Here is an 18,328-nt window from a genome sequence, read left to right on the forward strand (position 1 = left end):
ACGCCGACTACTTCTCCTTGGGTGGGAGGAGAGGCTAGCTGCCCAGGTTCCAGCCGCCGGCGGTGCTGACGTAGATGATGGCGGCGACGAGGGTGAGGGCGGCGGTGATGCCGAGGGCGGCCATGAGGGTGGCGGTGGCGCTGGGGGCTTGCTGTTCGATGGTGGCGATGGTGGCTAGCGGGATGGTGGTCAGGTCGGGGGGGCGGAAGTCGTTGCGGGCAGGGTGGTCGGCCAGGGTCAGGGTGGTGGCATCCATGGCGGTGAGATAGCCCTCGTGGCGCTTGGCGTCGGTGGTGGTCAGGCGGGTCTTGAGGTTGAGCACGAGTTCTGACGTCGGGGCGGGCGCCTGGGGGAGGACCTCGGCGATGTCGGTCCAGGCGGTGGCGAACTCCCGGCAGTAGAGGCTGTCGGCGTCCATGGTGGCGAGGACGCCGTCGCGGACCGCGCCGTCGCGGCGCACGAGCTGGACGTTGTCGCCGGGCCGCGGGGTGGAGGCGGCTTCGGGACTCGCGGGGCCCGCCCGGTGGACGGTCCGCCAGGAACTGCAGCCGGTGGTGCTCAGCAGGGCGGCCAGGCAGAGGCAGGCGAGTCCGCGCCGGTGTCTTGCGTGCATGGGGGATCCCTCCGTTGAGTTTGACGATAGGCCGCGGGGGGACGGGCTGTCAACGACGGCGGCCCGCCCGGGGTGTCCCGGGCGGGCCGCCGGTGCAGCCTGGAGGCGCGGCGCCTAGCGCATGGAGGCCACGTCCTGCATGCCGACGATGGCGGCGTCGATGTGCTCGACCGTGTTGAAGGGGCCCACGGAGAAGCGGACGGTGCCCTTGGGGGTGGTGCCGATGCCGACGTGGGCCAGGGGGGCGCAGTGCAGGCCGATGCGCGTGGCGATGTCGTGCTCGACGTCGAGGATCTCGCCGGTCTGGGTCGACTCGAAGCCCGCGACGTTGCAGCAGACCACCGGCAGGTTGCGCTCGCCGGAGTCGGCGCAGTAGAGCGTCACCTTGGGGATCTCGCGCAGGCCCTCGATGAGGCGCCGGGCCAGGTCCATCTCGTGGCGGCGGATCTTGTCCATGCCCTGCTCCTGCACCCACTCGACGCCGCGCTTGAGGCCGGCGATGCCCACGGTGTTGGCGGTGCCGACCTCGCCGATGTAGGGGAAGTAGTCGAGGTGGGTCTTGACCGCCGACTTGACGCCGGTGCCGCCCCAGCGCGTGGCGCGGATGGGCACGTCGGGGCCGATGACCATGCCGCCGGTGCCGGTGGGGCCCATGAGCGACTTGTGGCCGGTGAACGCCAGCATGTCCACGTGCCAGGCGGCCATGTCGATGGGGATCATGCCGGCGGTCTGGGCGGTGTCCAGGGCGAAGAGCACGCCCTTCTCGCGGCAGATCCTGCCCACGGCCGCAGCGTCCTGGATGGTGCCGAGGACGTTGGAGCCGTGGTTGATGATCACCAGCCGGGTGTTGGGCTTGATGGCGGCGGCGATGTCGTCGGGATCGACGAAGCCCTGGCCGTCGAAGGGCACCAGGTCGTGAGTGATGATGCCGACCTGTTCCATCTCGTAGAGCGGCCGCAGCACCGAGTTGTGCTCGAGCATGGTGCTCACGACATGGTCGCCCGGCTGGCAGACGCCCTGGATCATCATGTTGAGTCCGGCCGAGGCGTTGAGGCCGAAGCAGACCCGGTCGCGATCCTGGGCGGGATTGTTGAAGAAACGGTCGAGCAGCGAACGGGCGCCATCGAGCATCAGACCGGCCTCGACGGCGAGGTCGTAACCCGCCCGGCCGGGGTTCACCCCGTAGTTCCGGTAGAAGTCGGCCATGGTGTCGATGACTTCGGGAGGCTTGGGGAAAGCAGTGGCCGCGTTGTCCAGGTAGATCAGGTCGCTCATGCTCGCTCCTCGGCTCGACGTACGGGGGCCCGGCAGGCGGGTGACTCAAAGACACCGCAAGTATGGCCCACTGAAACGGTGGAAGCAAGACCGACCCCCTTGCCAGCCTGGCCGTGGGGGGCTACCATCCCGCGGTCAACGAGTCGCCAACCGCCCAGCACCCGAGGAGGGACCATGTTCCGGTCGACCGTCCGTCTGCTCACCGCCTGCGCCCTGATCCTGCTCGCCCTGCCCGTCGCGGCCGTCCCGGCCGACGACGAGGTGCCCTTCGTCCGCATCCTGACCGACGAGGGCGAGATGCTGGTGGCGCTGTTCCCCGACCTGGCGCCGCACCACGCCGCCAACTTCCTGCACCTGGCCAGCACCGGGTTCTTCGACGGGACCGCGTTCCACCGGATCGTGCCCGGATTCGTGATCCAGGGCGGGGATCCCAACAGCAAGGACCGCGATCCGCGCAACGACGGCCAGGGCGGGCCGGCCCTGAGCGACGTGCTGACGGAAGACGAGCTCGCCCAGCTGGCCGAGGCCGGCAAGATCCTCGAGGCCAAGGGCTACGCCGGAGTGAGCCTGGACACGCGCGCCAATCTCAAGGCCGAGTTCTCCAAGACCGCCAAGCACCTGCGCGGCACCCTGAGCATGGCCCGGTCGCGGGCGCAGGACTCGGCGGGCAGCCAGTTCTTCGTCTGCGTCGATGCCACGCCGGCCCTCGATCGCCAGTACACAATCTTCGGCCACGTGGTCACCGGCATGGACGTGGCCGACCGCATCGTCTCGGCGCCCACCGACCCCGCCAAGGGCCGCGAGGCTCCGGCCAATCCGGTCCATATCGCACGCTGCGACGTCCTGACCGGCGTGGCCAGCCTGTCGGCCGACGAGCAGGCGGCCTACCGGGCCATGCTCGAGACCCTCGCCGCCGGCGGGAGCACCTGGTAACCCTGCGCGCCACCAGTGAACGAGGATCATGTCAGAACAACGTGTGAAACGTGGGGGCGACCGCAGTCGCGGTGAGATCACCATCAAGGGCGTACGGGTCCACAACCTGAAGGACCTGGACCTCAGCCTGCCCAGGCGACGGCTGGTCGTGGTGACCGGCCCCAGCGGCTCGGGCAAGTCGTCGCTGGCCTTCGACACGCTCTACGCCGAGGGCCAGCGCCGCTACATCGAGAGCCTGTCGAGCTACGCGCACCAGTTCCTCGACCAGTTGCCCAAGCCCGACGTCGACCGCGTGGATGGCCTCTCGCCGGCGCTGGCCATCGACCAGAAGGGCCTGGGCACCAGCCCGCGCTCCACCGTGGGCACCACCACCGAGATCACCAATTTCCTGCGCCTGCTCTACGCGCGCGTCGGCGTGCCGCACTGTCCCGACTGCAACCTGCCGGCGGCCAGCCGGCCGCTCGCCGACATCGAGGACGAGCTCCTCGGCCTGCCGCAGGGCACGCGCTGCTACCTGCTGGCGCCGGTGGTGCGCGGGCGCAAGGGGCAGCACAAGAAGCTGCTCGAGAAGCTGTTCATGGACGGCTACGTGCGCGCGCTGATCGACGGCGAGATGTGCGACCTCGACGAGCCGGGAGAACTCGCCGCGGGCAAGCGGCACGACATCGCCGTGGTGGTCGACGGCTTCGTACTGCGCGAGGGCCTGCGCGACCGTCTCCGCGCCGGCCTGACCACGGCCACCGAGCTGGGCGAGGGGTCGGTGCTGGTGCTGGCAGGCGGCCAGGAGCACTGGTACAGCCGCACCAGCAGCTGTCCCGGCTGCGGCCGTGGCTTCCCCGAACCCGATCCCCGGCTGTTCAGCTTCAACAGTCCGGTGGGGTCGTGTCCCGACTGCAATGGCCTGGGCACGCTGCGCACGATCCCGGCCGACCTGCTGGTGCCCGATCCCGGCATGAGCCTGGCCGGCGGCGCGGTGGAGTTCCTCAAGGGCAAGGAGAGCAGCTGGCTCTACACCCAGATCGAGGCACTCGCAGGCGCGCTGGGCTTCTCGCTCGAGACCGCGTGGGGCGAGCTCGAGCCGACCACGCGTGAGGTCCTGCTCCACGGTCTCGATCCCGCCACCGACCGCGCCCTGCAGGACCACAAGCACTACGCGGCCTTCCTCAAGGGCTGGCCCGGCATGGTGCCCGAGCTGGTCCGGCGGCATCGGGAGACCAAGAGCGAACGCATCCGCCAGAACCTCGAGAAGATCATGGCCGAGGAGTCCTGCCCGGCCTGCCGGGGCATGCGCCTGCGACCCGAGGCGCTCCAGTTCCAGGTGGGCGGTCGCAGCATCGGCGCGGTCAACGACCTGACCCTCACCGAACTGGCGGCCTGGGTGGACGGCCTGAGCTTCACGGGCGCGCGCGACCAGGCCGTGGGCGGACCCATCGTCCAGCAGATCGCGCACCGGCTGGGCTTCCTGCTCCGCGTCGGTGTGAGCTACCTGTCGCTCTCGCGCGCCACGCGCACCCTGTCCGGCGGCGAGGGGCAACGCGTGCGGCTGGCCACGCAGGTCGGCAGCCAGCTCACCGGCGTGCTCTACATCCTCGACGAGCCCAGCGTCGGCCTGCACCACCGCGACATCCGCCGGCTCATCGGCACGCTGGAGGCTCTGCGTGACCGCGGCAACAGCGTGATCGTGGTCGAACACGACCGCGACGTGATGCTCGCGGCCGACCACATCGTCGACCTCGGACCCGGCGCAGGCGAGCACGGCGGCGAACTGGTGGCACAGGGTACGGTGGCCGAGGTCATGGCCACAGTGGGCAGCGCCACCGGCGATTACCTGGCGGGACGGGTCGGCAGCCGCGCGGCCGAACCGCTGACCGGCGGCGCCCCCGAGCACTGGCTGCGTCTGGCCGGCCTGCGCGGGCGCAACCTCAAGGATATCGAACTGGCGCTGCCGCTCGAGCGGCTGACGGTGATCACCGGAGTGTCCGGGTCGGGCAAGAGCACGGCGGTGCACGACACGCTCTACCGCGTGCTGGCCGGCCGCCTGCATCGCGCCCGCAAGCGGCCCGAGCCTTGCGGCGAACTCGACGGACTCGACCGGCTCAAGGCGGTGGTGCTGGTGGACCAGTCGCCCATCGGCCGCACCCCGCGCTCGACCCCGGCCACCTACACCGGCCTCTACGGCCACATCCGCAAGCTCTTCGCCCAGACCAACCTGGCGCGCATCCGCGGTTACGGCGCCGGACGGTTCAGCTTCAACACCGCCGGCGGCCGCTGCCAGACCTGCGAGGGCGCCGGCGTGCGGCGGCTGACCATGGACTTCCTGCCCGACGTGGAGGTGCTCTGCGAGGATTGCCAGGGTCGGCGCTTCGATCGCGAGACCCTCGAGGTGCACTTCAAGGGGCACGACATCGCCCAGGTCCTGGACATGAGCGTGGACCAGGCGCTCGTTCTCCTGGAGACCGTGCCGGCCTGCCGCAAGATCCTCGAGACCATGCAGGGAGTCGGCTTGGGCTACCTGCGGCTGGGCCAGGCCGGAGCCACCCTCTCCGGCGGCGAGGCCCAGCGCCTGAAGCTGGTCAAGGAACTGTCGCGCGGCGGCTCGCGCCCCACGCTCTATATCCTCGACGAGCCCACCACGGGGTTGCATTTCTGCGACGTCGACCGGCTGCTCGAGGTGCTCGCGCGGCTCATCGCCCACGGCAACAGCGTGCTGGTCATCGAGCACAATCCCGAGGTGATCCGCCGGGCCGACTGGGTCGTCGATCTCGGTCCCGAGGGCGGCCAGGCCGGGGGCGAGGTGGTGGTGGCGGGTCCGCTGGCGGAGGTGGCCGGCTGTGATCGGTCCTACACCGGCGCCATGCTCCGTGAATTCTTCGCCGGGTCCGGAAGCGGCCCGACGGGCGATTCCTGATGACGGGTCGCCAATACCCGCTTGGCTTTGCCTGGCCGCGGCGTTAGATTTCCGGGCGCTGGCCGCTGCCGCTGCGCGCGCTCGGCGACCCGCCAATCGAACCAGGTCGCAACACCCGCAGGAGACCTCGCGTGACCGATCTCAAGCAGACCCCCCTGAGCCAGTGGCACCGTGATCACGGCGCCCGCATGGTCGAGTTCGCCGGCTTCGAGATGCCCGTGCAGTACACCGGCGTCCTGGCCGAGCACGCCGCCGTCCGCGAGCGGGTCGGCCTCTTCGACATCACCCACATGGGCGAGGTCTACCTCGAGGGACCCGACGCCGGCACCTGGCTCTCGGGCCTGGTCAGCAACAGCATCCTCAAGGGCGAGCCGGGCAAGGTGGTCTACACCACCATGTGCAACGAGCAGGGCCGCACCCTCGACGACATGCTGATCTACCGGCTCGCGGCCGAGCGCTGGCTGGTGGTGATGAACGCCGCCAATCACGACAAGATCGCGGCCTGGATGACGCAGCACTTGCCCGCGTCGGGCGTGACCATGGACGACGCGAGCGAGCGCATGGCGCTGATCGCCGTGCAGGGCCCGGAGAGCCGGGAACTGCTGGGCCGGCTGACGCAGCTCGCCGCCCGTGGCGCCGACATCGACGCCCTCGATTTCTACACCCACGTCCTGCATGACGGTCCCGGCGGCGAGTGGATCGTCTCGCGCACCGGCTACACCGGCGAGCACGGCTACGAGCTGTACCTGCCCAACGCCGACATGCTGCCGATCTGGCTGGAGCTGCTGAGCCTGGGCGAGGACCTCGGGGTCGAGCCCATCGGCCTGGCCGCGCGCGACACGCTGCGCTTCGAGGCGTGCTACTGCCTCTACGGGCACGAGCTGAGCGAGGACTGGACGCCGCTCGAGGCGGGGATCGGCTGGGCGGTGAAGCTGAAGAAGAAGCACGGCTTCATCGGCCGCGACGCCCTCGTCGCCCAGAAGGAGGCCGGCGTGCCCCGCACGCTGGTGGGCCTGGCGGTCAGCGGTGGGCCCATCGCCCGCGAAGGGGCGCCGGTCCTGGTTGGCGACCGACAGGTCGGGTTCGTGACCAGCGGCACCTTCGCGCCGACCCTGCAGCGCAAGCTGGCGCTGGCGCTGATCGACAAGGATTTCGAGGACGCCGATCTGGCGGTGGAGGTCCGTGGCAAGCGCCTGGACTGCACCCGGGTCGATCTGCCTTTCCTGGCAGCGCGGGTCAAGGGTGACCCGCGCGCCGATCGTACGCTGTCCTGAGGACAGTCAACCCGAGGAGCGAGCATGATTCCCGATGATCGCAAGTACAGCCAGGAACACGAGTGGGTCCAGTTGGAGGGTGAGATCGGCATCGTGGGCGTGACCGACCACGCCGCCAGCGAGCTCGGCGACATCGTCTACGTCGATCTGCCCGAGGTCGGGGCCGAGTTTTCGGCCGGCGACGCCGTGGGCTCCATCGAATCGGTGAAGGCCGTGGCCGATCTCTACATCCCCGTCAGCGGCGAGATCGTGGAGATCAACGAGGCCCTCGACGGCGATCCCGGTCAGGTCAACAGCAGCCCCCTGGACGACGGCTGGATGTTCAAGGTCCGTCTGAGCGACCCCGCGGAGCTCGACAGCCTCCTGGACGCCGCCGCCTACGAGGGGCTCCTCGGCAGCTAGCAGCCACCGCCTGGAGGAACCATGCCCTACGTCCCGCATACGCCCGAGGACGTGCGCGCCATGCTCGATGTCATCGGCGCCGACTCGGTCGACGATCTGTTCGCCAGCCTGCCCGAGGCCGTGCGCCTCGCCGGCGAGCTGGACCTGCCGCCCGGCCTCAGCGAGGAAGAGGTGCGGCAGTTCATGCGCGACCTCGCCGCCGAGAACGTGACCCAGGCCGACCTGGTCTCCTTCCTCGGCGGCGGCGTGTACGACAGCATCGTGCCCGCCGCCTGCGACGCCATCTCCTCGCGCAGCGAGTTCCTCACCGCCTACACGCCCTACCAGGCCGAGGTGAGCCAGGGCACGCTGCAGGTGATCTACGAGTGGCAGACCTTCATCGGCCGCCTCACCGGCCTGCCCGTGGCCAACGCCAGCATGTACGACGGCGCCACCGCTCTGGGCGAGGCGCTGGTGCTGGCGGTCACGAGCAAGCGCAAGTCCAGGGTGGTCCTGCCGGCCACGTTGAATCCGCGCTGGCGGCGGGTGGCGCGGACCATGCTGCAGGGGTTCGCGGTGGAGATCGTGGAGGCGCCGGTCAGCGCCGCGGGCACCACCGATCCCGGGGCCCTCGCGGCGCTGGTCGACAAGGACACCGCCGCGGTGGTGATCCAGAATCCCAACTACCTGGGACTCATCGAGCCGGTGCAGGCGCTGGCCGACGCGGGCAAGGCCCAGGGCGCGCTGCTCATCGCGGCGGTCAACCCCGTCAGCCTGAGCCTGCTCAAGGCGCCGGGCGAGTACGGTGCGGACATCGCCGTGGGCGAGGCCCAGCCGTTCGGCATCGCGACGTGCGCCGGCGGGCCGCTGCTCGGGTTCTTCGCGGTCAGCGAGCAGCTGACGCGCAAGATCCCCGGCCGCGTGGTGGGCCGGACCGTCGACCGCCACGGCCGGCCGGCCTACGTGCTCACGCTCCAGACGCGCGAGCAGCACATCCGGCGCGAGAAGGCCACCAGCAACATCTGCTCGAACCAGGGCCTGAACGCGCTGCGGGCCACGGTCTACCTGGCCATGCTCGGCGGCACGGGCCTGCAGGAACTAGGCGAGGCCAACCGCATCCGGCTGGAGACGCTGCGTCGCGAGGTCGCCGACATCGAGGGCGTGACGCTGCCTTTCCCCGGTCCCGCGTTCAACGAGACCGTGCTCCGGCTACCGCGGTCGGCGCGCGAGTTCCGCGACTACGCGCGGCAGTTCGGCATCCTGGCCGGCATCCCGCTCGACGGCGTGGCCGGCTGCACCGAGAACGACCTGCTGGTGGCGGTGACCGAGAAGCGCACCGTCGAGGACATCGAGCTGTTCGCCGAGGCCCTCGACGCCTTCACGAGCGGCGAGGAGGTGGACCTGTGAGCGATCGCATCCTGCCCGAGACCTCGTGCCAGCGCTGGCTCGGCGCCAGCGAGGCCAGCCTCTTCGCCAAGGGCCGCCAGGGACGGCGGGCGCTCTGCATGCCTCGCTGGGACGGCGAGCGGCTCGACACCGCGCTACCGGACGACTGCCGGCGCGCCGAGCCGGCCGACCTGCCCGACCTCAGCGAGCCCGAGGTCATGCGCCACTTCACCCAGATCTCCAGCCTCAACCACCACATCGAGCGCGGTATGTACCCCCTGGGCAGCTGCACCATGAAGTACAACCCGCGGCTCAACGAGCAGGTGGCGGCCATGCCCGGTTTTGCCGCGCTGCATCCGGCGCAGGACGCCGCCGACATGCAGGGCCTGCTCGCCGCGCTGAAGCTGCTCGAGGACAGCCTCTGCGAGATCACCGGTTTCGCGGCCTGCAGCCTGATTCCCGCCGCCGGCGCGCAGGGCGAGTACCTGGGCATGCTGGTGATCCGGGCGCTGCACGTGGCCAACGGCGACCACGACCGCACCGAGATCCTGATCCCCGACAGTGCCCACGGCACCAACCCGGCCTCGGTGGTGGTGGCCGGCATGACGCCGCGGACCATCAAGAGCCGGCCCGACGGCCGGATCGACCTCGAGGCGCTGCGCGCCGCTTGCGGCCCGCAGACCGCCGGCATCATGATCACCAATCCCAACACGCTGGGTCTGTTCGAGACCGACATCGTGGCGGTGGCCGAGATCGTCCATCAGGCCGGCGGCCGGCTCTACATGGACGGCGCCAACATGAACGCCATCATGGGCCGGGCCCGTCCGGGCGACATGGGCTTCGACGTGGTGCACCTGAACCTGCACAAGACCTTCTCCACACCGCACGGCGGCGGCGGCCCCGGCGCCGGCCCCATCTGCGTCACCGAGGAGCTGGCGCCCTACCTGCCCGGTCCGCGCGTGGTGGAGGTGGACGGCGACTTCGCCTTCGACCGCGTGCCCGACGCCGATGGTCCGGCGATCCACGCCTGGATGGGCAACGTGGGGGTCTGCCTGCGCGCGCTCGCGTACATCCTGCGCTGCGGCGGCGACGGGCTGAAGCGGGTCAGCGACATGGCGGTGCTCAACGCCAACTACCTGCTGGCCCGGCTCAAGGACCTGCTGCCGGTGGACCATCCCGAGGGGTGCCTCCACGAGTTCGTGGCCAGCGGCGCGAGCTGGAAGGACGCGTTCGGAGTGCGCACGCTGGACATCGGCAAGCGGCTCCTGGACTTCGGTGTGCACGCGCCCACCATCTACTTCCCGCTCATCGTGGACGAGGCCTTCATGGTCGAGCCCACCGAGTGCGAGCCGCGCGAGAGCCTCGACCACTTCGTGGCCGCGCTCACGCAGATCCGGCGCGAGGCCGAGGAGCGGCCCGAGTTGCTGCAGACCGCGCCGCACGCCACGCCGGTCGGACGGCTCGACGAGGCCCTGGCCGCGCGTCAGCCCGACCTGCGCTGGCTCGGTCCCTGCAACTGCTGACGGAGGGAACATGGACCACCTGCGCGTGATCGTCGACGGCCCCCGCACGGGGGCCGTCAACATGCAGCGCGACGCCGCCCTGCTCGCCGCCTGGTGTCCCGGGGACGCGCCCGTGCTGCGGCTCTACCGCTGGCAGCCCTATGCCGTGAGCTACGGGTTCCACCAGAAGCCCGAGGACTTCGACCAGGCAGCCATCGCGCGCCTCGGCTACGACCTGGTCCGCCGGCCCACCGGCGGCCGGGCCATCCTGCACGCCGAGGAGCTGACCTACAGCGTGGTCGGCCCCAGCCCCTCGCCGCTGTTCGGCGACACGCTGCATACCTGCTACATGAAGATCAACGAGGCGCTGGTGGCGTTCCTGAAGGATCTGGGGCTGGACGTGGAGATCTCCGGGGGCGAGGACCGCAGCGAGATGCGCCAGGCCGTGTGCTTCAAGAGCGCGGGCCAGCACGAGATCCGGGTCCAGGGGCGGAAGATCGTGGGGTCGGCCCAGCGGCGCACCGAGGGCGCGTTCCTGCAGCACGGGTCGCTGCTGGTGGGGCCGCACCACGTGAACCTGCTCGACTGCCTCGACGAGCGGCGGCGGGCCGTGCTCGGTCGCGACCAGCTGCTGGCCGCCACCACGGATCTGGGGCGGCTGCGCGGGGCGCCGTACCGTCCGGCGGAGCTCGACGAGCTCGAGGAACACCTGGCGGCCGTCTTCTGCCGGACGCTGGGCCTGGAGCAGGAGCGCCTCAGCTGGGCGGACCTGGAACTCGACGCCGGCTAGAACACCAGCTGCGTGCTGAGCCCGAAGCCCAGGCCGCGGGTGTCGGCGCTGCTGAACCCGCCGCGGTTCATCACCGCGAGATCCACCTGCCAGAAGCCCACCTGCACGCCGAATCCACCCGCGATCCCGGTGCCCATGGCCCCGCCCAGGGACAGGCCGGCGCGCGGCGCGAGCCAGCCGAGGGGGCGCCACTCGGCGCCGAAGTTGAGCTGGGGGGTCAGGCTGGCGCCCGCCTTGTCCTCGAGGCCCTGGACGAAGTCGGCGGCCAGCAGCAGGCGACCGGTGTCGCGGGCCGCGCCCAGGCGTAGTCGCCGCGGCAAGCTGGTGGAGTAGCCGTCGATGGCGTAGGTGGTGTCGGTGTCGGCGACCGCGTTGTCGAGGTCGTCGTTCATGGCGTTGATCTCCGTGGCGGTCACCCGGAATTCGGTGCGTTCCACCGTGCCGTTCCAGGCGATGGTGCTGGCCAGGTTGTCCAGCGCCAGGCCCAGGGTCCAGCCGCCGGCCGCCTGCCACGAGGCGCCCAAATCCAGGCCGTAGCCCGACCCGCCCTCGGCGGTGACCGCGGCGGCGAACGCTTCGCCGGAGATCTCGGTCATGCCGGTGGTGACCGAACCGTACGCCTCCTCGACGTGCAGCTCGTAGATGCCGTGGAGGTAGCTGGCGCTCAGGCCCACGGCCACCCGGCCGAGGGCACCCTCGTAGACCACGCGGCCGTAGCTCAGCGACGCGCGCCCGATGGCGTAGCCCTCGCCGTCGGTGTCCGAGAAGTCCACGGTCTGGCCCAGCGAATTGCCGAAGAGGACCAGGTCGAAGAAGTCGCGGTCGAGATTGCCCCGGCCGGCGCCGACCACGCCGGTGGAGAGCGCGAAGTTGCCGATCTTCACGCCGAGCGCGCCGGCGCCCACGGTGGCGTCGAGGCTGAAGCCCTCGGCGGGGATGTCGGCCAGCAGGCGCTCCTTGTCCGCATACGACAGCGTCTGTCCCGCGACCTCGTTGTAGCGGCCCAGCGAGAAGCTGTTGTTGTGCAGGTCGGCCGACATGCCGGCCAGGCCCACCGCGGTGCCCGGGCTGAAGGCCAGGTTGGCCGGATTCCAGGTGGCGGCGTCGAGGCCCCGGGCAGCGGCGGTGTGCGCGCCGGCCATGGCCATCGACCGGGCGTCACCGGCGGCGAGGACCGGCCAGGCGGCGGCCAGGATCAGCAACACGCCGATCAAGGTCGCGAGGCTGCGGCGGCTCAACAGCGGGGTCGTCATGGCTTCGATCCTCTCGGGCATCCCGGCCAGGCCGGGGTAGGGGCTAGTCGTCGTGGACCGTGACGTCCAGGTAGATCAGGCCCTGGACGGTGACGTAATCGGTGGTCAGGACCCGCACCGGCGCGCCCTCGGAACTGGGCAGCACCACCTCGAGCATGCTCAGCAGGCCCTCGGTGGCCAACACCGCGGTCTCGGCGGCGGTGAGGTTGATCACGGGATGGCTGGTGCGCGGCTGGAGGACGGTGTGCTCGATGGGGTCGACCACGCCCGCGTCCACCGTCACCGGCCCGATGGCCAAAAGCGGCGTGGTCTTCATGGTCTCGCTGTCGGTTCCGAAGAGCAGACGCGTCTCGACGCCCACCGGCAGGTGGTTGAGCACCGCGAGCTGCAGTTCGGCGGCCCCCACGTGGTCGGTGATCAGGTCGCGCGCGTCCTGGTCGAGGTCGAGGTCTTCGGGATCGCCGTACAGGTGCGACGACTCGACGATGACCTCCACCGGCGAGACGATCTCCCAGTTCACCACGGCGTAGTCGCCGGCGCGGATGGTGCCGGACTGGCCGTCGCCGCCCAGGTTCACGCCGCCGGTGAGCGAGATCTCGGTGGGCAGGTTGTTCAAGAAGTCCACGATGGTGCTGTTGGTCTCGTCGAGCACGATGCGGGTGACCGCGGCGCGGCCGGCCTCCGCGGGCTCGATCTGCTCCTGGACCTGGAGGCTGCGCTCGGTGCCGCTGTCGTTGACGCCGACCAGGTCGAAATCGGCCTCGGCCGCCAGGCCCGCGCTGTTGGTCAGCTCGAGCACCAGGGTGGCGCGGGTCAACAGCAGGCCCTCGAGCTCGTCGGGCAGGTCGATCTCCTCGTTCATGGGCGCGAAGGCGAAGCTCAGCTCGGGCACGGTGCCCGTGATGCTGGTGAACTCGATGTGTCCGCTGCCGAGGTCGGCCTGGATGCCCTGGTCGGCCTGCAGGAGGACGGGCTGTCCGTCGGAACCCGGGCTGGTGACCACCACCTCGGCGATCAGCTCGGTCAGGACGGTGCCGCCGGGCGCCTTGACGATGTAGCCGGCGAAGTCGGCCACGCGCGAGGCGCTGCCGCCGCCGTCCAGGTCCACCACGAGCTGCATGGGCTGGTCGTCCAGGTCCACCACCTGGGGCCAGGTCACCGTGGCCTGGCAGGGGATGGCCATCTCGTTGTCCACCGTCAGCGCCACCGCGCCGCTGCCGATCACCGCGCGCTCGATCTCGTAGTCGGCCGGCAGCGCGGTGACGAAGCTGGTGGTGAACGTCTGGGCTTCGACCACGGCTTCGGCGGCCGAGACCTCGAGGTCTTGGAACTCGGCGCTGACCGCGATGGCGGCCCCGGCGTCCACGGTGACGGGTGCGCCGCCGGAGCCGGTCGAACCGCCGGTCAGCCGGACGGCGATGGCTCCGGGCAGGGTCAAGCCGGCGAGGTCGGCCTGGCGCTGGGCCTGCGTGCCGGCGGCGATGGGGTCGAAGTCGAGGGCGACGATCACGCCGCCGCTCACCGGATCGATCAATTCGAGCAGGAGCCGTTCGGGGCCCGCAAGGGCCGAGATGGGCACAGGCAGACCGTTGAGCACCGTGACCACGAGGGTGCCCCCAGCCAGGGTGGCGCTCTCGAGGTCGGCCAGGTCCTCGGGATCGCTGGCGGTGGTGAAGGTGAACCCGGGCACGGGGACGCTCAATCCGTGCAGGCTGGCGGCGGCGGGGTAGAGGTCGCCGAGCGTGAAGTCGAACGGAGGGGGCGCGGCCAGGTCCAGGGCGAAGTTGCCGATGTCGCCGCTGACGGTCTGTGCCGCGAAGTCGGTGCCAAGGTCCAGGTCGAGGCCCACGGTGTCGGGATCGCCGTCGACGGTGAACCCGAGCGTGCCGTCGGCCAGCGCCACGAGGTAGTCCTCGTCGTCGATCGTGTCGGCGATGTCGAGCCGTTCCTCGCCCAGCGGCAGGGCCACTCGCGTGTCGAAGCGGGGCAGTTCCGGATCGGCGATCTCGCAGCCGGTCAGCCACAGGGCGGACAGCAGCAGGCCCAGCAGCGGCACGCTCCAGGACAGGCGGGGGAGGGCAGGGTGGCGCATGGTCGGATCCTTCGCGGCGGGTGAATGACCTCCGGGAACGGTCCGGGTGATGAAAGAGGCGTACCACGGGAGAAGCTGGGGCATGATCGACCGCGATGGGACATCATGGGGAACGATGGGGAAGGCCGTGCCTGGGCCCCGCGGGCAAGGGGATATCTTTAATGCCCGATCCGCAGGCTTCCCCGTTGCACCTTGCACGACCGTGCCGAGGCTTGACCGTTCCCGTGCAGGGTCCCTAGTATCCCGAGGTGTCGGATGCTTCCCTCCGCACTGCGCTCCGAAAGGCCCCCCGTGCCGTCATACCTGCTGCGCCGCTCGCTCCATTCGATCCTGCTGGTCCTGGGACTGCTGACGGCCGTCTTCTTCCTGGTCCACCTCATGCCCGGCGATCCGGTCGGTCTGATCGCCGATCAGCAGCTCGATGCTCCGGGGCGCGAACTGGTTCGCCAGCGCCTGGGCCTGGATCGACCGTTGCTGCAGCAGTACCTCGCCTGGCTGGGCGGTGCGCTGCACGGAGACTTCGGCCAGAGCCTGCGCCAGGGCCGCCCCGTGGCGGCGATCCTCGGCGAGGCCATCCCCAACACGCTGCTGTTGACGGTCACCGCGCTGCTCGTCGAGCTGGCGGCCGGTCTGATGGCCGGTGTGGTGGTGGCCAGTCGTCCTGGCCGTCGCCGCGCCCGCCTGCTCAACACGACGGGACTGGTGCTCTACTCGCTGCCCAGCTTCTGGCTCGGCCTGGTGGCCATCATGGTCTTCGCCAGGAATCTGGGCTGGTTGCCCGCAGGGGGCATGGCCTCTCCCGATGCAGCCTGGCTTTCGCCCACGGCCCGGCTGCTCGATGTGCTGCAACACATGGTCCTGCCGGTCCTGGTGCTGGGGCTGGGGAACTTCGCGGTGACCGCGCGCTACGTGCGCACCAGCCTGACGGGAATCCTGGCCAGCGACTGGGTCCTGGGCTCGCGGGCCCGCGGCATTCCCGAGCGCCGCCTGGTCTGGCGTCACGCGCTGCGCGGCGCGCTGCTGCCGATCATCACCCTGGTGGGGCTGAGCCTGCCGGGTCTGCTGGGGGGCGCCGTGGCGGTGGAGACGGTGTTCGCCTGGCCGGGGCTCGGGCGCGTGGCGGTGCAGGCGCTTCTCGCCCGGGACTATCCGGTGATCATGGCCGCCACCGCCTGCGTGGCGGTGCTGGTGACGCTGGGTTCGCTGCTGGCCGACCTCGGTTGCCGCTGGGCCGATCCCCGCCTGCGCCTGGAGGCCGGGGGGAGGGAGGTGCGGTGAGGGATCCACGCTGGACCATGACCACCGCCGCCGGCGACCTCTGGCTCGGCCTGGCGCTCGCACTGGTCGGACTGCTGCTCGCCGTGCTGGCCGGGGTGCTGGTGCCCGGCGATCCCGCCGCGCTGGGACCCACGGGCACCGCGCTGCAGGCGCCTGGCCGCGCCCATCTGCTGGGGACCGACCCGCTCGGTCGCGATCTGCTCGCGCGGCTCCTGCACGGCGGGCGCATCTCGCTCCTGGTGGGCTGGTCGAGCATGCTGGCGGCCACCCTGCTGGGCACGCTGGTGGGCCTGTCGGCCGGCCTGGGCCCGCGCTGGCTGCAGCGCCTGTTGACTGCGGTGATCGATCTGTTCCTCGCCTTTCCTCGCATCTACCTGGTGCTGCTGCTGGTGGCGGTGAGCCGTCCCTCGCTGTTGCTGCTGATCGCGGTGCTGACCCTCTCGAGCTGGATGGAGACCGCGCGCCTGGTCCGCGCCGAGGCCATGGCCCTGCGCGACCGGGAATTCGTGGCCGCGGCTCGCGGCCTGGGGCTCGGCGGCTGGCAGGTGGCCACGCGCCACGTGCTGCCCAGCCTGCTGCCGCTGGTGCTGGTGTCCGGCGCCCTGCGCATCGGCGAGGCGATCCTGCTCGAGAGCTTCCTCAGCTTCCTCGGACTCGGTCCGCAGGAGCCGCTGGTCACGTGGGGCGCCATGATCGCCCAGGGGCGGGCCCACCTCCTCGATGGCTGGTGGCTGACGGCGTTCCCAGGGGTGGCCATCGCCACCACGGTCCTCGCCTACAACCTGGTGGCCGACGGTCTGCGGTCCCGGCTGGTCCCGGTAGGCGCGCTGGAGGAGGTGGGCCGTGACTGAGGCTGCCTTGCTCGCGGTCCGTGACCTCACCGTGCGCTACCCCGGCGCGCCGTGGCCGGCTCTCGACCGTCTCGACCTGGACCTGCAGGCCGGCCGCTGCCTGGCGGTGGTCGGCCCTTCGGGCTGTGGCAAGAGCACGCTGTGCCGGTCGCTGCTGGATTTGCTGCCGCCGGGGACCGAATGCAGCGGCAGCATCCGCTGGGAGGGTCGGGAACTGGTCACCGATCGCAAGGCCTGGCACGCCCTCCGCGGGCGGGGGCTGGCCCTGGTCCTGCAGGACCATCGCCACGCGCTGGATCCGGTGCGTCGCGTGGGCGACCAGGTCGCCGAGGTGCTGGCGCTGCACCACCCCGAGGTCGGCCGTGCGATGCGTGCGGCCGCGGTCCAGGCGCTGCTCTCCGAGGTGCGTTTGCCCGAGGCGGCCGCCCTGGCGCGCCGCTATCCGCACCAGCTCAGCGGCGGGCAGCGGCAGCGGGTCTGCCTGGCGGCGGCGCTGGCGGCCTCGCCGCGCATCCTGCTGGCCGATGAGCCCACCACCGCGCTGGACCTGGCCGTGCAGCGGGACCTGATGGCCTTGCTGGTCGACCTGGTCCAGCGCCGACGGCTGGGCTTGCTCCTGGTCACGCACGACCGCGATCTGGTGCCCCTGGTGGCGGACGCGGTGCTCGACCTGGGCGACACCGCCGCGGCGCCCACGACCGCGTTGGAACTGTCCGCGCCGGCATCCCAGTCGCCGGTAACCCCCTGCCTCGAGGTCCGCGGGCTGAGCGTGGACGTGCCAGCGTCCCCGGTTCCCCAGCGGGTCGTCCACCAGGTCGACCTCACGGTGGCCGCGGGTCGGACCCTGGGGCTGGTGGGCGAGTCAGGGTGCGGCAAGACCAGCCTGGTCCGGGCCGTGGCTGGCTGGCTCGAACCGGCCACGGGATCGGTCCGCGTGCACGGCACCGAGGACTGGCCAGAACCCGCCCGCCGCCGCGCCGTACAGCTCGTGAGCCAGGATGCGGCGGCCGCGCTGACGCCGCAGCAGACGATCCATGACGCCATCGGCGAGGCGGCCCGGGCGGCGGGACTCGGGGCGGCAGCGACCCGCAGCACGCAGGAGTTGCTGCGGGAAGTGGATCTCGCGATCGAACTGGCGGCCCGGAAGCCGCGCCAGCTGTCGGGCGGGCAGCGGCAACGCGCGCAGCTGGCGCGAGCCCTGGCGGCGCGCCCCCGGGTGCTGCTGGCCGACGAGCCCACCAGCTCGCTCGATGGCCCCGCGCGTCAGCGCCTGCTGGCGCTCCTGCGCACCATCCAGCTCCGGCGGGGTCTGGCTCTGGTCCTCGTCTCGCATGACCTGTCGCTGCTCGAATCGTTCTGCGACGAGGTGGCGGTGATGTTCGCGGGACGCATCGTGGAACTTTATCGCCCCGCCATCGTTGATGGGCCACGGCATCCGTTCGCGAGGGATCTCGCCGCCGCCGCCCCAGCCAGCCTGACTCGCTTGCGTGCAGCCGGAAGGCCCATGGCCGGGGAACCGGAGCCGGATCAGCAACCACCCACGGACGGATGCCCCTACCAGCAACGGTGCCGACTCGTGGAGTCCTCCTGCCGCACCGGTCTGCCTGCACTCGTCGACCGCGGCGACGGCCATCTCGTGCGCTGTCCCGTCACGGATCGTGATGTACGGTAGCAATTTATTGACACGCCATTACCCGATCTCTACATTTAGCCATCGGTTGCTGGTTTGGAGGCGAAATCGGCTGATTCACCGCGCCTTATGCGGCTTTCCGCCCTTCGCGCTCCGGTTCCC

The 18,328-nt window shown here is 70.9% G+C and carries 14 protein-coding genes; 10 read left to right on the forward strand and 4 right to left on the reverse strand.

What is annotated here, in order from left to right:
• Nucleotides 1–34: 34 nt before the first annotated feature.
• Nucleotides 35–613, reverse strand: coding sequence for a hypothetical protein (locus tag IFSED24_RS03860; RefSeq protein ID WP_491333908.1), 579 nt, complete (start codon nucleotides 611–613; stop codon nucleotides 35–37).
• 114 nt (nucleotides 614–727) lie between these two features.
• The gene (locus IFSED24_RS03865) at nucleotides 728–1,888 is read right to left on the reverse strand and encodes an aminotransferase class V-fold PLP-dependent enzyme (RefSeq protein WP_491333909.1); all 1,161 of its coding nucleotides are present in this window, start codon (nucleotides 1,886–1,888) and stop codon (nucleotides 728–730) included.
• A 174-nt stretch (nucleotides 1,889–2,062) separates the two neighbouring features.
• On the opposite strand from IFSED24_RS03865, the gene IFSED24_RS03870 reads away from it, so the two are divergent.
• The 7 genes from IFSED24_RS03870 (at nucleotide 2,063) to IFSED24_RS03900 (ending at nucleotide 11,062) form a co-directional block, all read left to right on the forward strand.
• Nucleotides 2,063–2,821 (forward strand): peptidylprolyl isomerase, encoded by a 759-nt coding sequence (locus IFSED24_RS03870; protein ID WP_491333910.1) that lies wholly within the window; start codon nucleotides 2,063–2,065, stop codon nucleotides 2,819–2,821.
• 28 nt (nucleotides 2,822–2,849) lie between these two features.
• Nucleotides 2,850–5,729 carry an excinuclease ABC subunit UvrA gene (uvrA, locus tag IFSED24_RS03875; RefSeq protein WP_491333911.1) on the forward strand — a complete coding sequence of 960 codons (2,880 nt, stop codon included), beginning with the start codon at nucleotides 2,850–2,852 and terminating at the stop codon, nucleotides 5,727–5,729.
• A 131-nt stretch (nucleotides 5,730–5,860) separates the two neighbouring features.
• A complete protein-coding gene (gene gcvT / locus IFSED24_RS03880; protein WP_491333912.1) occupies nucleotides 5,861–7,003 on the forward strand; it encodes a glycine cleavage system aminomethyltransferase GcvT in 1,143 nt (380 codons plus the stop codon).
• Between the two features lie 24 nt (nucleotides 7,004–7,027).
• Nucleotides 7,028–7,405, forward strand: a complete 378-nt coding sequence (gcvH, locus tag IFSED24_RS03885) for a glycine cleavage system protein GcvH (protein ID WP_491333913.1) — start codon at nucleotides 7,028–7,030, stop codon at nucleotides 7,403–7,405.
• Between the two features lie 21 nt (nucleotides 7,406–7,426).
• Complete coding sequence (gene gcvPA / locus IFSED24_RS03890; protein WP_491333914.1) at nucleotides 7,427–8,791, forward strand: aminomethyl-transferring glycine dehydrogenase subunit GcvPA; 1,365 nt, start codon at nucleotides 7,427–7,429, stop codon at nucleotides 8,789–8,791.
• Nucleotides 8,788–10,293 (forward strand): aminomethyl-transferring glycine dehydrogenase subunit GcvPB, encoded by a 1,506-nt coding sequence (gcvPB, locus tag IFSED24_RS03895; RefSeq protein ID WP_491333915.1) that lies wholly within the window; start codon nucleotides 8,788–8,790, stop codon nucleotides 10,291–10,293. The genes gcvPA and gcvPB overlap by 4 nt, the downstream gene beginning before the upstream one ends.
• A 10-nt stretch (nucleotides 10,294–10,303) precedes the next feature.
• A complete protein-coding gene (locus IFSED24_RS03900; RefSeq protein WP_491333916.1) occupies nucleotides 10,304–11,062 on the forward strand; it encodes a lipoate--protein ligase family protein in 759 nt (252 codons plus the stop codon).
• Here IFSED24_RS03900 and IFSED24_RS03905 read toward each other — a convergent pair.
• Together IFSED24_RS03905 and IFSED24_RS03910 are read right to left on the reverse strand one after the other, a co-directional pair.
• Nucleotides 11,059–12,315, reverse strand: a complete 1,257-nt coding sequence (locus tag IFSED24_RS03905; RefSeq protein ID WP_491333917.1) for a DUF5723 family protein — start codon at nucleotides 12,313–12,315, stop codon at nucleotides 11,059–11,061. The two genes, IFSED24_RS03900 and IFSED24_RS03905, sit on opposite strands and share 4 nt — an antisense overlap.
• 43 nt (nucleotides 12,316–12,358) lie before the next feature.
• Complete coding sequence (locus IFSED24_RS03910; protein ID WP_491333918.1) at nucleotides 12,359–14,407, reverse strand: hypothetical protein; 2,049 nt, start codon at nucleotides 14,405–14,407, stop codon at nucleotides 12,359–12,361.
• Between the two features lie 291 nt (nucleotides 14,408–14,698).
• On the opposite strand from IFSED24_RS03910, the gene IFSED24_RS03915 reads away from it, so the two are divergent.
• The 3 genes from IFSED24_RS03915 to IFSED24_RS03925 are packed head-to-tail and all read left to right on the forward strand — an operon-like array spanning nucleotide 14,699 to nucleotide 18,208.
• Entirely contained in the window at nucleotides 14,699–15,685 is a 987-nt protein-coding gene (locus IFSED24_RS03915) for an ABC transporter permease (protein WP_491333919.1), read from the forward strand.
• Entirely contained in the window at nucleotides 15,682–16,536 is an 855-nt protein-coding gene (locus tag IFSED24_RS03920; RefSeq protein WP_491333920.1) for an ABC transporter permease, read from the forward strand. The genes IFSED24_RS03915 and IFSED24_RS03920 overlap by 4 nt, the downstream gene beginning before the upstream one ends.
• Complete coding sequence (locus IFSED24_RS03925) at nucleotides 16,529–18,208, forward strand: ABC transporter ATP-binding protein (RefSeq protein ID WP_491333921.1); 1,680 nt, start codon at nucleotides 16,529–16,531, stop codon at nucleotides 18,206–18,208. The genes IFSED24_RS03920 and IFSED24_RS03925 overlap by 8 nt, the downstream gene beginning before the upstream one ends.
• Nucleotides 18,209–18,328 lie beyond the last annotated feature (120 nt).

The organism is Candidatus Latescibacter sp. IFSED24 (assembly GCF_058273205.1).

Coding starts and splice junctions, on each gene's coding strand:
- IFSED24_RS03900 (WP_491333916.1), top strand. CDS start 10,304: ATGGACCACCTGCGCGTGATCGTCGACGGCCCCCGCACGGGGGCCGTC.
- IFSED24_RS03865 (WP_491333909.1), bottom strand. CDS start 1,888: ATGAGCGACCTGATCTACCTGGACAACGCGGCCACTGCTTTCCCCAAG.
- IFSED24_RS03910 (WP_491333918.1), bottom strand. CDS start 14,407: ATGCGCCACCCTGCCCTCCCCCGCCTGTCCTGGAGCGTGCCGCTGCTG.
- IFSED24_RS03905 (WP_491333917.1), bottom strand. CDS start 12,315: ATGACGACCCCGCTGTTGAGCCGCCGCAGCCTCGCGACCTTGATCGGC.
- IFSED24_RS03870 (WP_491333910.1), top strand. CDS start 2,063: ATGTTCCGGTCGACCGTCCGTCTGCTCACCGCCTGCGCCCTGATCCTG.
- IFSED24_RS03860 (WP_491333908.1), bottom strand. CDS start 613: ATGCACGCAAGACACCGGCGCGGACTCGCCTGCCTCTGCCTGGCCGCC.
- gcvPA (WP_491333914.1), top strand. CDS start 7,427: ATGCCCTACGTCCCGCATACGCCCGAGGACGTGCGCGCCATGCTCGAT.
- gcvH (WP_491333913.1), top strand. CDS start 7,028: ATGATTCCCGATGATCGCAAGTACAGCCAGGAACACGAGTGGGTCCAG.
- uvrA (WP_491333911.1), top strand. CDS start 2,850: ATGTCAGAACAACGTGTGAAACGTGGGGGCGACCGCAGTCGCGGTGAG.